The 22,883-nt window shown below is 59.9% G+C and carries 23 protein-coding genes; 10 read left to right on the top strand and 13 right to left on the bottom strand.

Annotated elements, in window-relative coordinates:
- Positions 1-30: 30 nt before the first annotated feature.
- On the bottom strand, positions 31-555 hold the full coding sequence (locus AK829_RS02565) for a carboxymuconolactone decarboxylase family protein (RefSeq protein ID WP_052203985.1): 525 nt from the start codon (positions 553-555) through the stop codon (positions 31-33).
- Between the two features lie 124 nt (positions 556-679).
- The gene (locus AK829_RS02560; RefSeq protein WP_052203982.1) at positions 680-1,276 is read right to left on the bottom strand and encodes a peroxiredoxin; all 597 of its coding nucleotides are present in this window, start codon (positions 1,274-1,276) and stop codon (positions 680-682) included.
- 104 nt (positions 1,277-1,380) lie between these two features.
- Here AK829_RS02560 and AK829_RS02555 point away from each other — a divergent pair, with 104 nt between their 5' ends.
- Positions 1,381-2,331, top strand: a complete 951-nt coding sequence (locus tag AK829_RS02555; protein ID WP_052203981.1) for a hydrogen peroxide-inducible genes activator — start codon at positions 1,381-1,383, stop codon at positions 2,329-2,331.
- The gene (hrpA, locus tag AK829_RS02550; protein WP_052203979.1) at positions 2,324-6,187 is read left to right on the top strand and encodes an ATP-dependent RNA helicase HrpA; all 3,864 of its coding nucleotides are present in this window, start codon (positions 2,324-2,326) and stop codon (positions 6,185-6,187) included. Before AK829_RS02555 ends, hrpA begins: the two co-directional genes overlap by 8 nt.
- Positions 6,188-6,211: 24 nt before the next feature.
- Here the strand turns inward: hrpA and nrdR are convergent, their stop codons facing one another.
- The gene (gene nrdR, locus AK829_RS02545; RefSeq protein ID WP_052203978.1) at positions 6,212-6,670 is read right to left on the bottom strand and encodes a transcriptional regulator NrdR; all 459 of its coding nucleotides are present in this window, start codon (positions 6,668-6,670) and stop codon (positions 6,212-6,214) included.
- 48 nt (positions 6,671-6,718) lie between these two features.
- Positions 6,719-7,036 carry a hypothetical protein gene (locus AK829_RS02540; protein ID WP_052203975.1) on the bottom strand — a complete coding sequence of 106 codons (318 nt, stop codon included), beginning with the start codon at positions 7,034-7,036 and terminating at the stop codon, positions 6,719-6,721.
- A gap of 294 nt (positions 7,037-7,330) precedes the next feature.
- Here AK829_RS02540 and lexA point away from each other — a divergent pair, with 294 nt between their 5' ends.
- Entirely contained in the window at positions 7,331-7,987 is a 657-nt protein-coding gene (lexA, locus tag AK829_RS02535; RefSeq protein WP_083439888.1) for a transcriptional repressor LexA, read from the top strand.
- 55 nt (positions 7,988-8,042) lie between these two features.
- A complete protein-coding gene (locus AK829_RS02530; RefSeq protein ID WP_052203971.1) occupies positions 8,043-8,312 on the top strand; it encodes an HPr family phosphocarrier protein in 270 nt (89 codons plus the stop codon).
- Positions 8,313-8,334: 22 nt separating this feature from the next.
- On the opposite strand, the gene AK829_RS02525 is transcribed toward AK829_RS02530, so the two are convergent.
- Positions 8,335-9,696: a uracil-xanthine permease family protein gene (locus AK829_RS02525; protein WP_083439717.1), complete on the bottom strand. Its 1,362-nt coding sequence runs from the start codon at positions 9,694-9,696 to the stop codon at positions 8,335-8,337.
- Between the two features lie 64 nt (positions 9,697-9,760).
- Here AK829_RS02525 and nagB point away from each other — a divergent pair, with 64 nt between their 5' ends.
- A complete protein-coding gene (gene nagB / locus AK829_RS02520; RefSeq protein ID WP_052203969.1) occupies positions 9,761-10,489 on the top strand; it encodes a glucosamine-6-phosphate deaminase in 729 nt (242 codons plus the stop codon).
- A gap of 8 nt (positions 10,490-10,497) precedes the next feature.
- Here the strand turns inward: nagB and hflX are convergent, their stop codons facing one another.
- A complete protein-coding gene (hflX, locus tag AK829_RS02515) occupies positions 10,498-11,997 on the bottom strand; it encodes a GTPase HflX (protein ID WP_052203967.1) in 1,500 nt (499 codons plus the stop codon).
- Positions 11,998-12,070: 73 nt separating this feature from the next.
- Between hflX and AK829_RS02510 the strand changes: the two genes are divergently transcribed.
- Both AK829_RS02510 and AK829_RS02505 read left to right on the top strand, forming a co-directional pair.
- Complete coding sequence (locus AK829_RS02510; RefSeq protein WP_052203965.1) at positions 12,071-12,817, top strand: hypothetical protein; 747 nt, start codon at positions 12,071-12,073, stop codon at positions 12,815-12,817.
- Positions 12,818-12,832: 15 nt separating this feature from the next.
- Entirely contained in the window at positions 12,833-13,348 is a 516-nt protein-coding gene (locus AK829_RS02505; protein ID WP_052203963.1) for a hypothetical protein, read from the top strand.
- A gap of 25 nt (positions 13,349-13,373) precedes the next feature.
- Here AK829_RS02505 and AK829_RS02500 read toward each other — a convergent pair whose 3' ends face one another.
- The 4 genes from AK829_RS02500 to AK829_RS02485 form a co-directional block, all read right to left on the bottom strand.
- Positions 13,374-14,135: a hypothetical protein gene (locus tag AK829_RS02500; protein ID WP_052203961.1), complete on the bottom strand. Its 762-nt coding sequence runs from the start codon at positions 14,133-14,135 to the stop codon at positions 13,374-13,376.
- A gap of 231 nt (positions 14,136-14,366) precedes the next feature.
- The gene (dapF, locus tag AK829_RS02495; RefSeq protein WP_052203959.1) at positions 14,367-15,167 is read right to left on the bottom strand and encodes a diaminopimelate epimerase; all 801 of its coding nucleotides are present in this window, start codon (positions 15,165-15,167) and stop codon (positions 14,367-14,369) included.
- The gene (miaA, locus tag AK829_RS02490; RefSeq protein WP_052203957.1) at positions 15,164-16,072 is read right to left on the bottom strand and encodes a tRNA (adenosine(37)-N6)-dimethylallyltransferase MiaA; all 909 of its coding nucleotides are present in this window, start codon (positions 16,070-16,072) and stop codon (positions 15,164-15,166) included. The genes dapF and miaA overlap by 4 nt, the downstream gene beginning before the upstream one ends.
- A gap of 5 nt (positions 16,073-16,077) precedes the next feature.
- Complete coding sequence (locus tag AK829_RS02485) at positions 16,078-16,644, bottom strand: hypothetical protein (RefSeq protein WP_052203955.1); 567 nt, start codon at positions 16,642-16,644, stop codon at positions 16,078-16,080.
- 149 nt (positions 16,645-16,793) lie between these two features.
- On the opposite strand from AK829_RS02485, the gene AK829_RS02480 reads away from it, so the two are divergent.
- Both AK829_RS02480 and AK829_RS02475 read left to right on the top strand, forming a co-directional pair.
- On the top strand, positions 16,794-18,092 hold the full coding sequence (locus AK829_RS02480; protein ID WP_052206337.1) for a DUF349 domain-containing protein: 1,299 nt from the start codon (positions 16,794-16,796) through the stop codon (positions 18,090-18,092).
- The gene (locus AK829_RS02475) at positions 18,092-19,225 is read left to right on the top strand and encodes a GNAT family N-acetyltransferase (protein WP_232305771.1); all 1,134 of its coding nucleotides are present in this window, start codon (positions 18,092-18,094) and stop codon (positions 19,223-19,225) included. Before AK829_RS02480 ends, AK829_RS02475 begins: the two co-directional genes overlap by 1 nt.
- On the opposite strand, the gene AK829_RS02470 is transcribed toward AK829_RS02475, so the two are convergent.
- The 3 genes from AK829_RS02470 to miaB all read right to left on the bottom strand — a co-directional run bounded on the left by AK829_RS02470 (position 19,211) and on the right by miaB (position 21,972).
- The gene (locus AK829_RS02470) at positions 19,211-19,588 is read right to left on the bottom strand and encodes a hypothetical protein (RefSeq protein WP_052203953.1); all 378 of its coding nucleotides are present in this window, start codon (positions 19,586-19,588) and stop codon (positions 19,211-19,213) included. The two genes, AK829_RS02475 and AK829_RS02470, sit on opposite strands and share 15 nt — an antisense overlap.
- A gap of 221 nt (positions 19,589-19,809) precedes the next feature.
- On the bottom strand, positions 19,810-20,451 hold the full coding sequence (locus AK829_RS02465; RefSeq protein ID WP_232305770.1) for an Rv2732c family membrane protein: 642 nt from the start codon (positions 20,449-20,451) through the stop codon (positions 19,810-19,812).
- A 12-nt stretch (positions 20,452-20,463) separates the two neighbouring features.
- Positions 20,464-21,972, bottom strand: a complete 1,509-nt coding sequence (miaB, locus tag AK829_RS02460; RefSeq protein WP_083439716.1) for a tRNA (N6-isopentenyl adenosine(37)-C2)-methylthiotransferase MiaB — start codon at positions 21,970-21,972, stop codon at positions 20,464-20,466.
- 144 nt (positions 21,973-22,116) lie between these two features.
- Between miaB and AK829_RS02455 the strand changes: the two genes are divergently transcribed.
- Entirely contained in the window at positions 22,117-22,842 is a 726-nt protein-coding gene (locus AK829_RS02455; protein WP_052203946.1) for an amino acid ABC transporter ATP-binding protein, read from the top strand.
- The last annotated feature ends 41 nt before the right edge of the window (positions 22,843-22,883 follow it).

The raw sequence follows: 22,883 nt of genomic DNA, 5'->3' as shown, positions 1-22,883 counted from the left end.
GGATCTAGATCCACCCGCTAGGGTGCAGCTCTAGCGTGCGTCCTCAATAGTGATGGTCTGGGCGACAGCCTGGACCACGCTGGCAACCTTGACTGCTTCCCAAACCTGTTCCTTGGTCAGGCCGCCTTCACGGACTTCATTGGCGTGGGCGACAGCGCAGTGCTCACAGCCGTTGATAGAAGATACGGCCAGGGACCACAGCTCGAAGTCCACCTTGTCCACACCCGGCTTGGAGATGATGTTCATGCGCAGGCCGAACTTCACCTGTGCGTAGTCATCGCCCAGCCAGTTCTTGGCGCGGTAGGCAACGTTGTTCATGGCCATGACGGTGGCTGCGCCAAACGCTGCATCAATAGCCTCCTCGGAGAGGTGCTCCTTCGCCTCATCGGTGATCTCAGAGATCACGGTTGCGTTGCGGGTTGCTGCAGCGGAGGCCACCAGCGTGCCCCACAGCTGCTGCTCGTTGAGCTCAGTGGAGCGGGTGAGGGAACCCAGGTTGAGCTTCTGGTCCTTTGCGTACTCCGGAAGTGCGTTGCGCAGGTTCTCAATAGACATAGTTAATCCTCGTGTTTCGTATCAGTGGGTATGAAAGGTTGTTATGGAAGCGCCCCGCCGCTCCAACGATGTGGTGCGGAGCGCGGGGCGTTACGGAAGCTAAAGCGCCTGAGCTATTTCAGGACTACTTCAGGGACTCCTGGACCACTGCCATCTTGTCGATGTTCTTGGTCGGGTCGTTCTTCTGCCAGTCACATGCGCAGACTTCCTCGGACTGCAGTGCGTCGAGCACACGCAGAACCTCATCAACGTTGCGGCCAACAGCGTCCGGGGTCACGGACACGAACTGGATGATGCCGTCCGGATCAATGATGAAGGTTGCACGGTCTGCAACGCCGTCTGCGTTCTCAACACCGAGTGCGCGGATCAGGTCGTGGCGGATATCGGAGAACATCGGGAACGGGATGTCCAGCAGCTCTTCGTGGGTTGCGCGCCAGTTGAAGTGGGAGAACTCGTTGTCGGTGGAGCCGCCGAGCACCTGGGTGTCGCGATCCTCGAACTCCTCGTTCAGCTTGCCAAACGCAGCGATCTCGGTCGGACAGACGAAGGTGAAGTCCTTCGGGTAGAAGAAGACGATCTTCCACTTGCCTTCGTACTTGTCCAGGGAGACACGCTCAAAGTAGTCATCCGGGGAAGATGCGTTAGCGGACTTCAGGTTGCCGCCCTTCAATGCGATGAGATCAAACTCAGGGAAACGCTCTCCAACGGTCATGATCGGCATAACAAACCTCCTGGTGTTGTGATTTGGGTGGTACGCCAACAAGTGTGCCACAACTCTCCGAGCTCTGCAAGAGAAACTTATAAAGTTGCGCTACGCTAATAGGCATGCCCAATAGAGAGTTCAGGCCAACCCTGTCGCAACTTCGATCTTTTGTCACCGTTGCAGAACAAAAGCACTTCGGTTCCGCAGCGGCCAAGCTCGGCATTTCCCAACCCTCGCTGTCCCAAGGCCTCGCTGCGTTGGAAGAAGGCCTGGGTGTGCAGCTCATTGAGCGCTCCACCCGCAAGGTGATCGTTACCGCCACCGGTGAGGCACTACTTCCCGATGCCAAGGCCGCAATTCATGCCGCTGAAGCCTTAGTGGTGCGCGCTCGTGGCGCAGCTGACCCGTTTGCAGGTCCGTTGACGCTTGGCATCATCCCTACAATCGCGCCGTATCTTCTGCCCCACCTGCTTCCGCTGATTGCAGAAGAGTTTCCACAGACGCAGCTGCAGGTAGTCGAGGAAAAGACCGAGCGCCTGCTGGCGAAGCTGCGCGATGGTCTTATTGATGTCGCGCTGCTCGCCCTTCCCGCCGACACTCCGGGCCTTGAGGAGATTCCGCTCTACACCGAGCCGTTTGCCGCTGTATTGCCCAAGGACCACCCGCTCGCTGGCAAGCGCGACTTAGCGTTGGATGAGCTTGGACAGTTGGAGCTTTTGCTGCTTGACGACGGTCACTGTCTCCGCGACCAAGTCATCGACCTGTGCAAGGCCGCCGGTGTTACCAACACGGCCAACGCGCATGCTGTGGCGCGCGCGTCCTCGCTGACGACCGTGGTGCAACTGGTCGTCGCCGGCATGGGAGCAACACTGCTGCCGGTCTCGGCGCTTGCCGCGGAGTGCTACCGGCCAAACCTTGCCGTAGCGCACTTTGCCCAAGACTCGGGCGCGGGCAGGGAGGTCGGTGTGGTCTTCCGCACGGCGTCTATACGCAAAGAGCACTTCGCTGAGCTTGGGAGCATAATCAAGCGTGCCTACGAGGCTGCCGTAGACTCGTGGCCTGAATATGAATAAGACCAGGTTTGACCAGCTCACTATTGCGGATGAACGCCGGTTTCGTCGGCGTTTGAGAAACGCGAAGTCTGATGCGGCACGCGCTCAGATTGCCAAGGATATGCAACAGGCTGCGGCAATAGTCGCAGGCCGCGACGCCTTGGTGCCCGAAATCACCTATCCGGACAAGCTTCCTGTCTCCGCACGCCGCGATGACATCATGGCTGCCGTGCGCGACCACCAGGTTGTGGTGATCGCAGGTGAAACCGGTTCGGGTAAAACCACCCAGATTCCGAAGATGCTGCTGGAGATGGGCCGTGGTCGCCGGGGCATGATTGGACATACCCAGCCGCGAAGGCTGGCCGCTCGCACCGTGGCGGAACGTATTGCAGAGGAGCTCGGCCAGGACATTGGCCAGTCCGTGGGCTACGCCATTCGCTTTGATGATCGCGTATCTGACTCCACCGCCGTCAAGCTGATGACAGACGGCATCTTGCTGGCGGAGATGCAGCGGGACCGCTTCCTCAATGCCTACGACACGATCATTATTGACGAGGCGCACGAACGCTCACTCAACATCGATTTCCTGCTGGGCTACCTCAAGCGGCTCCTGCAAAAGCGTCCGGATCTCAAGGTGATCATCACCTCAGCAACGATTGATCCTGAGGCATTTGCGAATCACTTCAAGGACAAGCACGGCAACCCGGCGCCAATTATTGAGGTCTCTGGTCGCACCTACCCTGTTGAGATCCGCTACCGTCCGCTGGAAGGTGAAGACGGGCTGGCAGACACTGACATGATTGACGGTGTGGTGGATGCCTGCGCGGAGCTTATGCGCGAAGGCGACGGCGACATCTTGTGCTTTTTCGCATCTGAGCGTGACATCCGTGACTGCATGGAGGCGATTGAGAAGAAGCACTGGCGTGGCGTCGAGGTTGTGCCACTGTTTGGTCGACTCTCCAACGCGGAGCAGCACAGAGTCTTCTCGCCGCATTCCGGCAGGCGCATTGTGCTGTCTACCAACATCGCGGAGACTTCACTGACGGTGCCGGGTATTCACTACGTGGTTGATACTGGCCTTGCGCGTATTTCGCGTTACTCCACGCGCACCAAGGTCCAGCGTCTTCCCATTGAGGAGATCTCCCAGGCGTCTGCAAATCAGCGCTCGGGGCGTTCGGGACGTGTGGCAGACGGTATTGCTATCCGCCTCTACTCGGAGGAGAACTTCAACGCTCGCCCAGAGTTCACGGACCCGGAGATTCTGCGTACCAATTTGGCCTCGGTGATTTTGCAGATGATCTCGCTGCGGCTTGGTGATGTTGCGGAGTTCCCCTTCATCCAGGCACCAGATCCCAAGGCGATTAGAGATGGCCTGCTTATCCTCCATGAGCTGGGCGCCATTGGGGATAAGGAGCGCGGCGGCGCGCCAGTGCTCACCAACATCGGACGCGACATCGCGCGTATCCCGGTGGATCCGAAGATGGCGCGCATGCTCGTTGAAGCTGACCGCCTCGGCGTGCTTGAAGACGTCACCGTGATCGTCGCATACATGACCATCCAGGACGTGCGCGAACGCCCGCTTGAGTTCCAGGCTCAAGCCGACCAGGCACACGCGCGCTTTAAGGACAAGGAATCCGATTTCCTCTCAGCGCTCAAGCTGTGGGATTACATCAAGGATTCCCGCGATGAGCTTTCTGGCAACGCGTTTCGCAAGCGGATGAAGCGCGAATTTTTGCACTACATGCGCATTCGTGAATGGTACGACTTGGTGCGTCAGCTCCGCGATGTGGAAAAGCAGCTTGGTTGGAAGGGCTGGAACAGCCAAAACGAGAATCGTGATGCTGACTCGATCCACCAGTCGCTACTGACCGGTTTGTTGTCCAACATCGGTGCACGCGATGGCAATTCTAAGGAATACAACGGGGCTCGGGGGACGAGGTTTGTGATCTTCCCGGGGTCGTCGATAAGCAAAAAGCCCCCAGAGTTTGTGATGGCCGCAGAGCTGGTGGAGACCTCGCGACTGTTCGCGCGTGATGTAGCCAAGATTGAGCCAGCGTGGGTCGAGCGAGCCGCAGGCGATTTGCTGCGCCGCAACTATTCGGAGCCGGTGTGGTCGCGGAAGCGCTCGAGTGCAATGGTGCACGAAAAGACCATGCTGTATGGCGTAACCATCGTGCGCGATCGTCTTGTGCCCTACCACCGGGTGGATCCGACGGGTGCGCGAAATATGTTTATCCGGCATGCGCTGATTGGCGGCGATTGGAACCGCCACCACATGTTCATCGAGCACAACGAGGCGATGCTGGCCGATGCCGCAGAGGTTGAGGAGAAGGTTCGCCGCCGCGGTTTGGTGGTGGATGAGGACACGCTGTTTGAGTTTTATGACTCAAAGCTGCCTGCCGATGTCACAACTGCACGCCACTTCGACTCATGGTGGAAGAAGCAGCGCAGCAAGGATAAGCACTACCTGGATTTTGATCCGGAGCGGCTGCTGGATTCAGACGGCATCGATACCTCCGAGGTGGCGTTTCCTGCGGTTCTCAAGCAGGGGTCAGTGGCTTATGAGCTGCGCTACAAGTTTGAGCCGGGTGATCCGTTCGACGGTGTCACCGTGCTCGTGCCTGTACCGCTGCTGGCGGGTCTCGACTCCGCCGGCTTTGAGTGGTTGGTTCCGGGTCTGCGCGAGGAGTTGCTTACGGAGCTGATTCGTACCCTGCCAAAGCAGCTTCGCAGGACGGTGGTGCCGGCCCCAGATTTCGCTGCTCGTGCCCTGCCCCTGCTTGAAGAGGGCATCCCGCTTGACGACGCTTTGACGAACGCCCTGCGCTCCCTCGGCGCCAGCGGCATTAATGCCTCAGACTTCCGGCCGGACGCGCTGCCTGGACACTTGCGGATGACGTATGCGGCAGTGGATCGCCGCGGCGACATCATTGACAGTGATAAGGATCTGGATGCGCTGCGTCGCAGGCAGGCGGGCGGTATCCGTTCCTCGGTATCCAAACGCGCACGTGGCAGCGAGTCCGAAACGGTAAAGGCCTGGACTGCGGAAACCTTGGGTGCCGTGCCGGAAACTGTAACTACGGTTATTGACGGCAATGAGGTGGAAGCCTACCCAGCGCTGGAGGCAACTAAGGGTGGCGTGAAGGTGACGGTGCACCCCACGAAGGCAGCGGCGGATGCGTCGATGACCACGGCAACGCTGACTTTGCTGCTTCGCCAGATCCAGGTGTCACCACAACAGATGACGAAGGGGCTACCGCTTCGCCACAAGGTTGCGGTGGACCACTACCCCCATGGTGGTGCTGAAGGTTTGGTGGAAGATGCCCGCGTGGCCGTCATCCGTGACCTACTGCTTGCCCACGGTGGTGCCGTGCGCACCCCTGAAGAGTTTGACGCGCTGCTTGCAGAGATTAAGCCGAAGGTAGCCGGCGAGGTTCGCCGCATCGTTGTCGGCATTGCACCCGGTCTTGCGGACTTTGCCAATATGCGCGCAGAGCTTGCCAAATGGGAGGGCCCGGCGATTAATGATATGCGCAGTCAGCTGGACTTCTACCTGCCAAAGCACGCGATTACCCTGCATGGCGCTGGCCACTTGCAGCACTTGCCGCGATACATCGAGGCGATGTGGATTCGGCTTGAAGATATGAGTTTGGATCCGGACCGGGACGCGGATCGCCAGATGGTGATTGATGACGCAAAGCGTTACCTTGCCCAGAAGATGGCAACGCTTCCGGCGAACCGGAAAAAGTCGAAAGCCTACAAGGACATTCTCTGGCGGATTGAGGAGCTTCGAGTCAGCATCTTCGCACAGCGTTTGGGCACACCGCAGCCGGTGAGCCAGCGCCGAATTGAGAAGATGACTGACGCGTTGCGTTAGAGGTAGGGCGCTAGAGGTACTGTGCTAGAAGTCTTCGCGGTCTCTGCGGCGCATGAGACGGATCTCTGACTCAAAGTCGTCGGCGCTTTCGAAGGACTTGTAGACCGAGGCGAAGCGGAGGTAGGCCACCTCGTCTAAAGCGCGCAAGGGCTCAAGCACTGCCAAGCCGATCTGGTTGGCGGGCACCTGTGAGCTGCCTTGCGCGCGCACGGTCTCCTCCACCTGCTGCGCGAGGCGCTTGAGCGCATCATCTGACACGTCGCGGCCCTGGCAGGCGCGGCGCACACCGACAATGAGTTTGTCGCGGTCAAATGGCTCGCTCACCCCGTTTCGCTTGACCACCATCAGCACGGCCTTTTCAACGGTGGTGAAACGTCCCCCGCATTCTGTGCACTCACGGCGCCTGCGAATGGCTGCACCGGCCTCTACTGTGCGGGAGTCGGTGACACGAGAATGCGCGTTGTGGCAAAAAGGGCAAAACACAAGATCTAAGTCTAGCCCTGCCTGACAAAGCCCTAAGGCAGATTGAGACTAACGCGCCACAACAGGTGAAAGCTGCGCGATCTCTGCGGTAGTCGGTTCTTCACCACCACCGAACGCCCCACCGAACAGTGAGCCAATCAGTAGCGCCGCAGCCATCACCACCCCAACAAAGAGGCTTTCTCTACGTTCGTGCCCAGGTTCGAATCCATCTACAGCAGTCTCTTGAACCACCCGTGCAGGAGCGTTTTCTGCACGCAGTTGGCGGATGGAGCTGGTAGAAACCCGGCGGCCTTCCACAGGGGAAAGATCCCAGACCTCGGAAGCTACAGAGGTACGTGGGTGGGTATTGCGAATGATCGTGGTCATAGTTTTGTCTCCTTGTGATTATGTTTGGCTTCATCGTAGGAACGCAAGACACACGCCTTAGCTGGCTGCGCCCATACGTTCGAACGAGTACATGTTCGATTTATAGCAGGTGTTCGAACGCGTGTCCAGATTTTTCGCAAAATATCGAACAGACTTGCCTAACGTGGTAGTTTCACAACTAGGACCTTGGCTAGGACCTTTGCTAGGACCTTGACAATTGAGCTATACGGACAGACAAGCACCAAAGGAGCACAGAACGTGGCACGAAAGAAGACAGACCCAAACAGCCTGGACATGAGCAAGCTGAGCGACCGCCAGCGCCGAATCCTCCAAGTCATTCAGGACGCGGTTGTACTGCGCGGTTACCCGCCAAGCATCCGCGAGATCGGCGATGCAGCAGGCCTGCAGTCCACTTCTTCTGTGGCGTACCAGCTCAAAGAGCTAGAGAAGAAGGGATTCTTGAGGCGCGATCCCAACAAGCCGCGTGCAGTGGACCTACGCCACCTGCCGGGCGCTCCAGCTGCCCGTAAGAAGGCCGCAGCCCCGGCTGCCCAGGATGCCCCTGAAGACGCGTCCAACGCGCGCTTTATTCCGGTTGTCGGCCAGATCGCCGCAGGCGCCCCCATCCTGGCTGAGGAGAATGTAGAAACCTATTACCCCCTTCCGGAGGAGCTGCTGGGCGATGGTGAGCTGTTTATGCTCAAGGTCGTTGGTGATTCCATGGTGGATGCGGCGATCTTGGACGGCGACTGGCTTGTGGTTCGCTCCCAGCCGGTAGCTGAAGAAGGTCAGATCGTTGCCGCGCTCATCGACGGTGAGGCAACCGCGAAGGTGTTCCACAAGGATTCTTCGGGTGTTTGGCTTCTGCCGCGAAATGACGCATTCTCCCCCATTAAGGGCGATGATGCGGAGATCATGGGCTTGGTCGTTTCCGTGTTCCGTGCACTCTAGGTTGCCGGTTGACTCTAGTATTGAGTAGCTAGAGACAACGAAAGGACTTGACCCCATGGCTTCAAAGACCGTGAAGGTGGGCTCCACAGTGGGCCTTCACGCCCGCCCCGCCACTGTCATCGCTGACGCTGCCAGCGAATATGATGACGATATTATTCTCACCCTGATCGGGGGCGACGATGAGGACGTGACTGACGCCGCGTCCTCGCTGATGATCATGGCTATGGGCGCGGAATTTGGTGATGAAGTCACGGTTACGTCAAACAATGCCGCGGCAGTTGACGCCATTGCCGCCCTTATTGCCCAGAACTTGGACGAAGCCTAGATCTTTCGCTGATGCTTCGCTCCTACCCGAATGTGTGGGGGTCGGCCACGTTGGCCGGCTCCCGCTTTTTCGTTGGGAAGCCTAAGCGGTAGCGCCCCTCGCCCACCGTGTTGTAGCACCAGCGCATAACCGGGTACACGATGATGACACCGACGGAGCCGAGCGCAATACCCTCCAGCGCCACCGGACCCGCCTGCAGCGTGAGGTTGCCAATGCCCACAATCAACGCAACTGCGGCGGCAGTGAGATTTACCGGATCAGTGAAGTCCACCCGGTTGTCCTGCCAGATGCGGATACCCAGCATGCCAATCAGTCCGTAGAGCACCAGGCACGCACCACCGAGCACGCCGACCGGGATGGTGAAGATGATGGCGCCGAACTTCGGAATGAACGCAAGAACAATGGCGAAGCAGGCCGCCACCCAGTAGGCGGCTGTGGAGTACACCTTCGTCGCCGCCATCACGCCAATATTTTCCGCGTAGGTCGTGGTACCGGAGCCGCCGAGGCCGCCGGCGAGGGTGGTGGCGATACCGTCGCCAATCAGCGCCCTGCCTTGCATCGGATCGAGATCCCTGCCAGTCATTTCGGAAACTGCCTTAACGTGGCCAACGTTTTCCGCAATCAGCACAACCAGCACCGGCAGCGTGACCAGAATGGCCGAAAGGTGGAACTCTGGCGTATGGAACTGCGGCAGGCCAACCCACGGCGCCGCAGAGATCGTATCCAGCGCGTCATCCGCCAATCCCCCGGTAAGCGCGGCAAAGACCCAACCGACAACCACGCCGATGAGGATGGACAGACGCGCCGTCATGCCGCGAGTAGCCACGGTGACAAGCACAATGGTGAGCAAGGTGACCCCGGCGACACCAGGTTGCGCTTCCACGTTTGCAACGGCAGTGGGAGCTAGGTTCAGCCCGATGAGCGCCACAATGGCGCCGGTGACAACGGGTGGCATGACCGCATCAATAACGCGTTTGCCCGCTGCTTGGACGATAAAGCCAACAATTATCAGCGCAAGCCCTGTGACCAGCACGCCACCGAGCTGTGCGGCCATACCGTATTGCTGGGACGCCGTTAGCGGCGCAATGAACGCAAACGAGGAACCGAGGTAGCTTGGCAGCTTGTTCTTTGTCAACGTGAGGAAGATGAGCGTGCCCAGACCCGAGAACAGCAGGGTGGTGTTTACCGGGAAGCCCGTGAGGGTGGGCACAAGCAGCGTGGCGCCGAACATGGCCACCACGTGCTGCATGCCGATGCCGATGGTGCGCAGCCAGCTCAGCCGCTCACCGGGGGCGACGACGGCACCGGGGAGCACCCGTTTGCCGTCGCCGTGAAGTTTCCAGCCGAAGCTACTCTCCGTAGTCTTTGTACTCGCGTTATCCACGAATGAACATTATGCACCGTTGCCGGCTTTAGAGACGAAACACGTATCGCGTAGTCTCAAAAGCATGCAGATCATCATCCGTAGCAACTCGGAGGAAGTCGGCCGCGCCGCCGCCGACATCATTGAGCCTTTCATCCGCCGCGGCTGCGTCCTCGGCCTTGCTACCGGCTCTACTCCGACCCCGACGTACCAGGAGCTCATTCGCCGCCACAACGAGGACGGTCTGAGCTTTGCTAACACGCAAGCGTTCCTGCTGGATGAGTACGCAGCACTGCCGCATGACCACGAGCAGTCCTACTACGCCACGATTCGCCGTGAGCTGACCAGTCACGTGGATATTGATGATGCGAAGGTGCACTCCCTCGACGGCATGTCCGATAACCCGCAGCAGACAGCGGATGACTACGAGCAGGCGATCAAGGACGCTGGCGGGGTGGATATTCAGATCCTGGGCGTCGGCGCGAACGGCCACATTGCGTTTAATGAGCCAGGCAGTGCACACGACTCGCGCACTCGCGTCATTGACCTGCACCCGCAGACCATCGCGGATAACGCCCGCTTCTTCGACAGCGAAGACGAGGTGCCGCGTCAGGCGCTGACCCAGGGCATCGGCACCATCTTGGACTCACGCAACCTGATTTTCATCGCCACCGGCGAAAACAAGGCTGACGCCGTCAAAGCGCTCATCGAGGGCCCAGTCAACACCGACAGCCCCGCAAGTGCCATCAGGGAGCACCCAAATGTCACCGTGATCCTGGATGAGGCAGCAGCCAGCAAGCTGGCGAAGAATTAGATCACGAACTAAACCACAAACTCGCGGTGCTGTTCGACGAGGACGCGGGGCAATCGGACGTCGATAAGCGTGCCTTGCTCCTGATACTCCTCTGAACGCACCGTACCGTGCTCATGCAAGAGCGACACCACATCGCCACGGGTAAACGGCACCAGCATGGTCACATGCTCGTCGAGAGTGTTGAGGAACATCTCGATCTTGGATTCCAGCTCCGCAATCCCCTCGCCCGTCAGCGCGGAGACAAACACCACATCACGACCGGCATGATCGAAGGCGTGGCGCAGCTCTGCAAGCACGACTGGGTCGGCCTCATCGATCTTGTTCACCACAACAAGCTCAGGCGGCAGGGTCTCGCCGCTTTCGCGGGTGATCTCCGAAAGCACCTCATTAACCGCCTCGATCTGTTTGAGCGGGAACGGGTCAGAGCCGTCCACCACGTGCAGCACCAAATCCGCCCCGGAGACCTCTTCAAGCGTTGATTTGAACGCCTCCACCAGCTGCGTTGGCAAGTGGCGGACAAACCCGACGGTGTCGGTGAGCACCACCGAGCGGCCGTCTGCCAGCTGGGCTTTGCGTGTGGACGGGTCGAGGGTGGCAAACAGCGCGTCCTCAACCAGCACGCCAGCGTTAGTCATCGCGTTGATCAGGGAGGACTTGCCAGCGTTGGTGTAGCCCGCAATCGCAATCTTTGGTGTGGTTGAACGCGCACGCTGCGCACGCTTGACCTCACGGGCCGTGGCCATGTCGCGCAACTGGTGGCGCAGCTTCGCCATCTCGGTGCGCAGGCGGCGACGATCCGCCTCAATACGCGTCTCACCAGGACCACGCAGGCCCACACCACCGTTGGAACCAGCGCGACCACCCGCCTGGCGCGAAAGGTTGCCGCCCCAACCACGGGTACGGGTGTAGAGGTATTCCATCTGCGCCAGGCTGACCTGGGCTTTACCTTCTTTGCTCTTCGCATGCTGGGCGAAGATGTCCAGGATCAGCATGGTGCGGTCAATCACCTTGACCTTCAGCGCCTCCTCCAATGCCACCATCTGACCTGGGGAGAGCTCACCGTCAAAGATGACGGTATCCGCGCCGGTCGACTGCACGATCTGCGCCAGCTCCTTGACCTTGCCGGAGCCGATGTAAGTGCCCGGATCAGGCTTGTCGCGCTTCTGGTAGAGGATGTCAAGCACCTCGGCGCCTGCGGTATCAGTCAGCGCCGCAAGCTCCATCATACTGGCTTCCATCTCGGCGGTAGTACCTTCAGTCCACGCGCCGACCAGGATCACCTGCTCCAGGCGGAGTTTGCGGTACTCAACCTCATAGATGTCTTCATGGTCTTCGGAACGGATGCTGGTGTCGCGCGTGAGGCGCCGCAAAGCATTGCGATCCTCTAGATCCAGCGAACCAACAGTGGAGTCATCCGCGCCCACACCAGGCTGCGGGGAGTTGTGGCGAAATGCACGGGCCAAAAGCTCGTTGTGAAGCTCATCGTGCTCATTGTCAAACTCAGTCATTGTCATACATCCTAACCAACACGCGCGCCTCCGCCTTTCTTCCCACTGGCTGCGGCGAGTAGGCTGTGTGCCCATGAACACAACGACGGATCTGGCCGCAATTGGCCTGAGTTTCCCCCGCTGGCAGGATGCAGTTGAGGCAGCTATCGCTTCTGGGGCCTTGGCGGTGACAGGTGAGGTCCGCGGTGGCCAGCTCATCCAGTACTCGGATGCTTCCGGCGCGCAGCTGAACATCTTGGCGGTTGAGCCTTTTGCCACCTTCGCTGGTTTTGATGGTGTGACCCGCACGTATGCGCACATCACGCCGCTTGATGATGTTGTGGCGTTGGCCGACATCATCGACCCTCACGGCAATTCCATGGCCCAGGTGACCATTAACTTGGCTCAGGAGCCTTTGCTTGTAGACGACGCGCCGCTTTCCTGGCAGGAAACCTCCCTAACCGCGCTGACCCTTGAGCACACCCGCCACGATTCTGTGGATGCGTACCTTGAGGCGAACCCGGGCAAGGTTGTGGGCGAGGTTGTCTCCCCCGGCGCTGAGGCTGTGGCCAGCGGCGCGCCGAAATCGCCGGATGCTCGCGCGGAGTTCACCGCGCGCGTGTTGAGCGCGGAGTACCGCACCTCCCAGCTGACGGGTCAGCGTTTCATCCACGTGTCTGTGGATGCCGCGTTCCCGTTTGATGTGTGCCTGCCTGACGGTGAGCTTCCGGAGCGCAACAGCGTGATCGCCGGTACCGCGGTGATGGTTGGCTCTATCCCGACTCCGCAGGGCGGCGGCTGCGGTGGGTGTGGTGGTTCCTGCGGCTGCGGGGGCCATTAGCGGAAGGCGCGGTAAATGAGTAAGCCGGACAGGGATTTCTCCATCGCAATCGTCGGCGCGCTGGTGCTGGCGGCTGTGGTGATGCTTGTGGTGCTTTTGCGGGTACCCGGGCTGATCCTGTCCGCCCTGCTTGTAGCTGTTGTGGCTATGGTCGGACGTAGGTATCAGCCGCATCCGGAGGTTGAGGCGATGCGCGCGAGCTTGGGGTATGCGCGTGATGATATATCCGAGATCTTGGATGCTTACGACCAGCTGCTCAACGGCGCTTCTGCCGCCGATGTTGCAGATCGCACGCTGCACTTCCCTGCTTTGGCGAATCCGGATAACTCCGTATCCGAGATCAACGAATTCCTCCTGCGCGCGTCTTCTGCGCGCCGGTTCCTCTCGCGTATCGACGCCTACCTGGAAGACCCCACCGTCGACCGCGCACAGCTCGAACGCCTTCTAACTATCGCCGATCAGCGCGCCGCCGAGCTTGAGATTGCCTGGGACGACGCACGCCGCGCCGCCCGGGAAATCGGCCCGAGCTAGCGCGGCGTAAGCGCACTTTGGGGAATTAGAACGGCAGCTGCGGCAGCATAATTCCCAGCTGCGGCGCCAAGAACGCAATCGCACCAACAACAGCTGCAAGTACGGCAATCACGCCGACAACGATGCCTGCGGTCTTGCCTGCATCGGAATCAGCGGCGCTACCCTGATTGCCATTGCCCGGCGTGCCAGGGGCGGGGTTACTGGCCTTGGTCGGGAAAGCAACCGTACGCTCACCACCCGCGGCGCAAGCTTCGCGTGCCTTGGCGTAGTACGGAGCGTAGTGCTTCGTCCTCGCGTCGAGCTTCTTGATGAGAGGGGCTTTCTTAAATCCGGCAACAATCGCCTCTGCGTCCTTTTGCGATACCCCCACTTTGACTAGGTCTTGTACCGTGAAAGTGTTTCCGAGTTCGATCGGTTCGGACTCGACAAAAAGAGTGCTCTTCCGAAAATTGGACACAAGCTCTGCGTGATTCTTCCCATCTTTGAGGTTTTCAAAAAAGAGAATTGGCTCCACGAGGCTTTCTGCGATGTCGCGTGGCATGAACTTCGCGGCTTTCTCGACAAACTTATCGCCAAGCTCATTAATTTGGCGCAGCCAATCCGAGGCCTCGTCGCGGGAGCCTGACTCCGTCTTCGGCAGAGCCGCCACGTCAGCAACAAACTCCAGGCGCAGTTCCTTCAAGCCTGGGTACACAGCCTCATACAACCCAAAATGGGCCTCTTTGACCTCTTCAGCAGACACGTAACCAAGGGAATCTACGTACGCCTTGTACTCCGCGTCCGTCATGGTGAGTTCGCAGTATGGGTGGCTGTCCTCCTGCTGCTTCGGGCCTACTTCAGCAGCATTGGCAAGGGGGGGCGATGAGCGATGCCGAAAGGCCGAGGGCCACGGCGGTAGCGATCATTTTGCGTTGCATGGGAGTCTCCTATCTAAAAGCTGGACGCAAACAATGACAGGAAGATCTTAAACACACCCAATCAAGGTTGCACTGTGAATGCCGCTTTTCTCAGCAAAAGACTATATATCGGCAACTAGCTCGCCTCGGGCGACAATCGTGGACGGCCCAGTCATAGTGCCAACACCGTCCTTCAACGCCACCTCAATTGCACCACCGGGCACGTTGACGGTGACGCTGCCGTTTTCAATGCCGACGTCTGCAAGCGCAGCCTGCGCTGCTGCCACAGTGCCGGTGCCACAGGAGCGGGTCTCCCCTACGCCGCGCTCCCACACACGCATGTGTACGGCGCCATCGGCGAGCTCGGTGAGCACCTCAACGTTGACGCCCTCGGGGAAGAACTCGGGATCAAACTCCGGCTGCACAAAGTCGAGCGCATCCAGCTCATCGGCGCTCAAGCCTGGGATCACACAGGCCAGATGCGGGTTGCCCACATCCACGCCGATACCGGCGAACTCGAAGGACCCCATGCGAGCCGTAGACACACCGGTAACTTCGACCTCCCCCATGCCGACAGCCACCACAGCATGCTCAGCATCGGCCGACAACACCTTGATCGTCTTCACGCCAGCACGGGTGTCCACCTCAAACTCGGAGGACTCTTCTAGCCCCTCCGATACGAGGACGTGGGCGAATGCACGGATGCCGTTGCCGCACATCTCCGCAATAGATCCGTCGGCGTTGCGGTAATCCATAAACCAACGCCCCTCATTGCGCACCACGCGCAGTAGGCCGTCTCCGCCAACGCCGGCGCGACGGTTGCACAAAAATGCGACCTGCTCGGGGGTGATGTCCAGCTGACCGTCAACGTCAACGATCACCACAAAGTCATTCTCAGTTGCGTGGGCTTTAATGAATTTCACGCATGCGAGTCTAGCGTCGCCAGCGCATCCGCAACCAGTGACGGCGATGCGGCATCCAGCCACACAATCCGCGGATCACGGTTAAACCACGACCGTTGGCGTCGCACGTACCGGCGGGTGCCGGTGATGGTTTGCGTAATGGCGTCGGCAAGCAAAAGCTCCCCATCGAGATACTGCAGCACCTGTGCATACCCGATCGCGCGTCCTGCGGTGGATTCCCGGACCAGTCCTTGGGTGGCAAGGGTACGGACCTCATCAACAAAGCCTGCGTCAAACATCTGCTGGGTACGCAGCTCAATGCGCGGGTTGAGCCACTCAGGTGTGGTGCGAAGGCCAAGGATGCGGGTCCCCCAGCGCGGTGGTGCGTCCTTCGGTGGCTGGGATGCCTGGAAAGGTTTGCCGGTCAGCTCAATTACCTCAAGTGCGCGGACGGTGCGGCGCGGGTCTTTGTCCTCAATAATGCGCGCGGCGGCGGGATCCACCTGGGCAAGCTCCGCGTGCAGGGCGTCCACTCCGATTGCGGCCAGACGCTCCTCATAGCGCGCACGCACGGCGGGGTCAGTGGGTGGGAACGACCAGTTATCAATCAGCGACTGGACATAAAGCATCGAGCCACCCACCAAAATTGGCACGTGTCCGCGCGCCATGATGTCTTCTACCGTGGCCACGGCCTGGGACTGGTACTCGGCAACCGACGCCACACGGGAAACGTCCCAAATATCCAACAGATGATGCGGGATGCCCTCACGCTCATCTACCGGCAACTTCGCCGTGCCAATATCCATGCCGCGATACAGCTGCATCGAATCAACATTGACCACCTCACCGCCAAGCTCGTGAGCTAGTGCAATGCCAAGCGCCGACTTACCCGAGGCAGTCGGGCCAACCACAGCAACCGGTGTCACAGTCCCTACCACGTCCACACCCCCACATAGCGGCCAACGCCAAGCGAATCATCGGCAGCCAACAACGTCTGCTTAACCGGCGAAAGTGCAGCGAGCTCGTGCCACAGCTCAGGTTTCAACACCCCGCCTTCAAGCGCCGGAAGCGGCGCGTTACCTGCGATAAAGGCTTGCAACCCTTCGTGCGTCTCACGCGCGCCGGGCACAAGCGCCAGGGGTGCTCGCGGGGTTACACCCGCCGGGCCATCCACCACTACAACGGTCAGCGCCTCTGGGTCGACCTCACCGATCTTCTCACGCGCGGGCCGGTAGTCACGGTCCCCCAACACGTAACGCACCACAAGTTCGCCCAAGTGGTTCCCGCCGCCCACTTGCACCTGCGGCGCGCCCCACGCACGCAAACTGCCAGTGTGTGCGGTATAAGAATCCTCATCTAGCGGGCAGACAATGTCTACCGGCACACCATCTGGTGCGGTGTCGCGGATGGTGCGGGTGAGGTGGTGCGACGCGGCGTTCACAAGCGAAAGCTCCTGCACCAACGCCGGCGAGCCCGGAACAATGAATAAGGTAGGCACACAAACCACCCTAGCCAGCCGCCAGGCGCGGTAAAGTTCAGGGAACGACCTTATGGCAGCCGCGTCGCGCGGCACTGGAGAAAGGATCCGCCGTGACCACCCCAACCACACCCTCCCCCAATGGCAACAACCGTCCCTCACCGGCAGCAATGCCTGGCCGCACGCCGAAACCAGGGCCGGGACCACGCCCACAGGCACCGGTTGCCGCGGCAACGCCGCAGATAAATACCGAGGAAGCAGCCAAGTTTGGGCGCGTGGATGAAAACGGCACCGTCTTTGTCACCCGCGGCGGCCAAGAGCGCGAGATTGGTTCTTGGCAGGCAGGTACCCCTGAAGAGGGGTTGGCGCACTACGTGCAGCGCTTCGCAGACATTGTGACTGAGGCAGAGGTTCTGGAAACCCGCCTGGTTGCCCACCCGGAGGACGCCAACCAGATCGCCAAAAACGCCCAAGACCTGAAAGAATCGCTGGCCACGGCCGCGGCAATCGGTGACTTTGATGCGCTTGAGGCGCGCCTGGATACCGTCATTGCAAGCACCGCTGAGGCCGGCGAGAAGGCCAAGGAAGCCAAGGCCGCACGCCGTGCAGAGGCAATCTCTCGCAAGGAAGCACTTGCCGCTGAGGCTGAGGACTTGGCGGAAAACTCCACCGACTGGAAGGCCGCGGGCGATCGCATCCGCGACATTTTGGAAGAGTGGCGCACCATCCGCGGCATTGACCGCAAGACGGATGACGCATTGTGGAAGCGCTACTCGCGTGCCCGCGACGGCTTCAACCGCCGCCGCGGCAGCCACTTCGCTGAGCTGGACCGTGGCCGTGCGGCTGCGAAGAAGGCGAAGGAAGAGCTGGTGGAGCGCGCCGAAGCACTGAGGGAATCCACCGATTGGAACGAAACCGCGCGCGCGTTCCGCGACCTGATGAAGGAATGGAAGGCCGCAGGCCGTGCCCCGCGCGATGTGGATGACAAGCTGTGGGAGCGTTTCCGCAGCGCGCAGGATCACTTCTTTGATGCCCGCAACGCGGTCAACGCTGAGCGCGACAAGGAGTTTGAGGCCAACGCCCAAGCCAAGGATGCGCTGCTCGCTGAGTATGACGCGCTGATTGACCCTGAAAAGGGCCTCGGCGCGGCAAAGGCAAAGCTGCGTGAGCTGCAGGATAAGTGGGAAGAGATCGGCTTCGTGCCGCGCGGCAAGGTCCGTGAGTACGAGGAAAAGATCGCACGTGTGGAAAAGCGCGTGGCTGACGCTGAGGATTCCCGCTGGCGCCGCAGCGACCCTGCTGCCCAGGAGAAGGTCAACCAGTTCCAGGTCAAGGCTGATGACTTGGTCAAACAGGCCGAAGCAGCTGAGGCGAAGGGTGACGCGAAGAAGGCTGCTGAGCTGCGTGATCAGGCGAAGCAGTGGCAGGAGTTTGCAGACGTAGCTGCGAAGGCAGCGAACGACCGCTAGTGCAGGCTCTGCAGTATGTGCCCCGGCAGGGCGGCGAGTTTGATGAGGCCGTTGTCGGGGCTTACGCCTTTTCCGCAACGCTGGCGATCCAGGACATCACCGGCCTGGCCACCTCTGGGGTAACGCCAGCGCACATTGCGAAGCGTATGGAGGGCTCCGCTGAGTCCAAGGCCCTGCTCTTCGCGTTGACTTCGCGCGAGGCACTGCGCCCAGTGGGCCCGCTTGGCTTTCCGCTGCTCACCAGCGACGACTTGTTTGATGTCGAGGCCTGGGTGTTCATCTCCCTGCCGCTGCTGGAAGACGTCACAGTACTCGAAGCCAACGTCACCCTCGACGCATCCATCGCCCCGCTTCCCGGCGAGGAAGTACCTGCCGCACCGTGGCAAGGGGCTTTCATGCTTATCGACGCCCTATCGCACGCCCTCAACCGCCCCACCCGCCAAATTTGGGTCACACATTCCCCAGGCGCGTGGACTCCCCCAGGAGCAGTCGAGGCTGGCTACGCGCAAGCGTTTCGGGAAGACCAGGCGGTGTTTGAAGCGGAAGCGGTAGAGAACTTGGATTCGCTGAGGCCTTCGTCCGCGTCTGATGTCTTGATCAAGGTGGCCGAGGGCCCGGGCTTTGCCGGGTTCGAAGCACCTGTTGGTTCCCCCAGCAAGGACGCCGCAGGGTTTGGCGCGTTGCTCTCGGCGGCTTCGCGGGATTACCCGCGGGGCGAACTACAGCTTGAGCCAATTGAGTGGGATCTGCAACGCATCACCGATGCGGGTGCGCGGCTTAAGGATCGTGGTGGTGCGCAGCTGACCGGTATAGCCTTGGTCAATGATTCTGGCAACGCTAGCAGTGGCGAGCGCCAGTACGTAGGTCTGTGCGAGGCCGTGCATTACACACACGACTCCGACGCCGTGTGTGAGCTCGGTCTGATCTACGTCCTGCCAGAATTCCACGGCCGCGGCATCGGCGAAGCACTGGTTAGGGAAACGGTTTCCGCCGCGCGGAAACACTGGGAAGACCTCAAAACGGTGTACGTCTCCTATCCTGCGGATTCGGCAGGAGCACAGGCGATCGCGGAAACACTTGGCGCAAGCGTGGTCTCCTCCACCACCGCCTGGCAGCGCCTAGCCCGCGGCTAACGCAGCGGCCCGCTGATAGGACACACCCAAGAGCTGGCCCATTTCACGCACGGAAAACCCTTCCTCCTTCATGCGAGCCGCGAATCGACGATTTGCGGTACTTGCTCGTTCTGCAATCTCATTTGCTTCGCGTTTCAGTTCCAACGCCTCTTCCCTGAGCAAATCAAGTTCAGCTCCGAGTACCGGCTGAATCTCAATTGTGAACTCAGATTCTTCAAGGCCCGATTGGTATGCAATTGCTTCGCGTACTTCCTCTTCAGCATCCCCAAGCCTCTTCGTCTGCGAGACCACCCCAAGCTCACGGCATTCCAACACCCAAACCGGGCTTTTGCCGCGCTCAGCTGTCACCGTAAACGTCTTCATTTTCTCCACCACCCTTTGCCTAGCTCATTCGAAAACTGATCAAAAAACTTGCGCGCAGTAACGTCATCGAATTCGTAATTACAGCACTACGCTTCACCGTGTCAACCCCCCACTCCTTAATCTGTCAACATCCATTTACATACATGTTGCTATACGTGCGTAACCCTCTAGGTATTTGACTGTTTTAGGAATGGGTTGGTTCCCTACCGTGAAGACTTTTCTTAACCCTCCTCGTGCGTCCGCTTGTGGCGTTCGGCGGCGCGGGCGCGTCGGTCGTCCACAAGCAAAGGGTTCACGGGTTTGGTGGCAGCTTCGCGCTGCAGCAGCGAAAGCTCATCGGATTCCTGTACGGCCGCGCGCTCCACGGTGATCGCCTGCTGCTCGTCCGAACGTCGGATAATTGCTGGAGCGTAAGCCAGTGCTGCGACGAGCACAGCGACCATGGCTAGGTATGCGCCAACACCGTGCGACTCGCCGCCACTAGCAGCCGCCGCATTTCGCAGCCACACCGAAAACATGGCAAAGACGAGGGAAATAACCGTAAGCACCCACCCCAGCGCAGCCAGTCCGTAGCGGCGGGCAAGCATGGCGATCGTGGTCACCACACCCAGGCTCGCGAAGGAAATCCACGTAAACAGGTACTCAGTCATGTTGACGTTGGACGCCTGCGCAGCACTACTCCGGATCAGCACCTGCACGCCCGAAGTGGCGCCGACAAACGGCAAAAACAGCGCAACCAGGTAAATGGCAGCGCAGGCGATAAGGACCCAGCGGTACGGGCCATCGGCTAGGCGAGCGCCCGTGCGGCGTTCCTCGGCGGCCAGGGCATCTGCGGTGGAATTCATAGGAGCAGTGGAAGTCATGGTGTCTTTAGCCTACGCGGAACAGCAACCGTCGTTATTCGCCTGCACCTTCGGCGCTCCGACGGACGGCAAGCCTAGGCCCACGCCAATCGGCGCGGTGGTCGGCACCTGGCCAAGCTCAGAATTATCGCCAGCCTTGGTGCGGCGGTGGTTATGCACACCGGAGTCGGCGATAAGGAAGTGCGTCTTCGCGTCCGTAATAGTGACGGTGACATAGTCGCCCGGGCGAATCTCGCCATCAATCTCCCCCTCAGGAGCGAAATGCACGAGGCGGCCATCGCGAGCACGGCCGGACATGCGGTGCGTGCGATCGTTCTTGCGCCCACCGTCGGCCTGGACCAGCAGCTCCTGCTCAGTGCCCACCAGCTTGGCATTCTCCTCCGCCGAGATCCGGTCCTGCAGCGCAATGAGACGCTCGAAGCGCTCCTGCACCACTTCTTTTGGAACCTGGTTTTCCATCTCCGCGGCGGGAGTGCCGGGGCGCGGCGAGTACTGGAACGTATACGCCGAGGTAAACCGGGACTTCTCCACAACGTCCAAGGTGTCCTGGAAGTCCTCCTCGGTCTCACCGGGGAAGCCCACAATGATGTCCGTAGTGATAGAAGCGTGCGGGATCTTTTCACGCACCTCGTCCAGAATGGCCAGGAACTTCTTCGAACGATACGAGCGGCGCATCTCTTTGAGCACCTTGTCAGAGCCCGACTGCAACGGCATGTGCAGCTGCGGGCACACGTTCGGGGTTTCCGCCATCGCATCAATCACGTCAGAGGTGAACTCTGCCGGGTGCGGGGACGTGAAGCGCACGCGCTCAAGGCCTTTAATATCACCGCAGGCACGCAGGAGCTTGGAAAACGCCGAGCGGTCACGCTCCACGTCGGGGTCTGCAAAGTTCACACCATAGGCGTTGACGTTCTGGCCGAGCAGGGTGATTTCGGACACGCCACCTTCTACAAGCATCTGCACCTCAGCCAGAATCTCCCCCGGCCTGCGGTCGAGCTCCTTGCCGCGTAGGGACGGCACGATGCAGAACGTACACGTGTTATTACAGCCCACCGATACCGAAACCCAGCCGGCGTACGAGCTCTCGCGCTTCGCTGGCAGCACCGAAGGAAACGCCTCAAGCGCCTCAACGATCTCTACCTGCGCTGCCTCTTCCACCCGGGCGCGCTCTAACAGGGTCGGCAGTGCGGCGAGGTTGTGCGTACCAAACACGGCATCCACCCACGGTGCTTGGGAAATCACCGCGTTTTTATCTTTTTGCGCAAGGCAGCCGCCCACGGCAATCTGCATCCCCGGGTGGGTTTCTTTGGTGTGCTTCAGCGCGCCAAGTGTGCCGTACAGGCGCTTGTCCGCGTTCTCACGCACAGCGCAGGTGTTGAACACCACAAGGTCCGGAGTATCGCCTTCAGGCACGGCGATATAACCAGCATCCTCAAGCATGCCGGAGAGACGTTCAGAGTCATGCACATTCATCTGGCAACCAAACGTGCGGACTTCATACGTACGGGCAGTAGGTTTCATCGGCGTAGACACGGCAAGGAGTCTAATGCCGCACAACAGGGGGAGGAAAATGCCAGCGAATTATAAAGATTTGGTCAAACTTGTCATTCAGCTCACTTTCATCCGGTATATGTATTCGACATGACACAGGCGAGTACGCAGCCAATGATCCGTATTGCCGGAGTGGAGAAGCACTTCGGCGATTTTCATGCACTGAAAAACATCAACCTCGAAGTTCCTCGCGGGCAGGTGATTGTGGTGCTGGGACCGTCGGGCTCCGGTAAATCCACCCTGTGTCGCACGATCAACCGTCTCGAAACCATTGATGACGGCGTGATCGAAATCGACGGCGAAAAGTTGCCGGAGGAAGGCAAGGACCTGGCCCGCCTGCGCTCTGAAGTGGGCATGGTGTTCCAGTCGTTCAATCTCTTCCCCCACCTGACTATTCGTGACAACGTCACCCTGGGCCCAATCAAGGTCCGCAAAGCGAAGAAAGCAGACGCCGCACGCCGTGCCGATGAGCTGCTGGACCGCGTGGGCATCGCCGCACAGGCCAGCAAGTACCCGGCGCAGCTTTCCGGTGGTCAGCAGCAGCGCGTAGCTATTGCTCGTGCGCTGGCCATGGAGCCGAAGGTCATGCTTTTCGACGAGCCGACGTCCGCCCTCGACCCCGAGATGGTGGGCGAAGTGCTCGACGTGATGTCCGAGCTGGCAGCCTCCGGCATGACCATGATCGTGGTCACCCACGAGATGGGCTTTGCCCGCAAGGTGGCTGACCGCATCATCTTCATGGCTGACGGCGAGATTGTTGAAGACACGGACCCTGAGTCCTTCTTCACCAACCCGCAGTCCAATCGTGCCAAGGACTTCCTGGGCAAAATTCTGCACTAATCGCTTTCCAAACATTTCTGTTTCACAACAAGGAGTTTCCT

The organism is Corynebacterium riegelii (genome assembly GCF_001263755.1).
In the GTDB taxonomy this organism is placed as follows: domain Bacteria; phylum Actinomycetota; class Actinomycetes; order Mycobacteriales; family Mycobacteriaceae; genus Corynebacterium; species Corynebacterium riegelii.
This window is presented reverse-complemented; position numbering and strand designations above follow the sequence as displayed.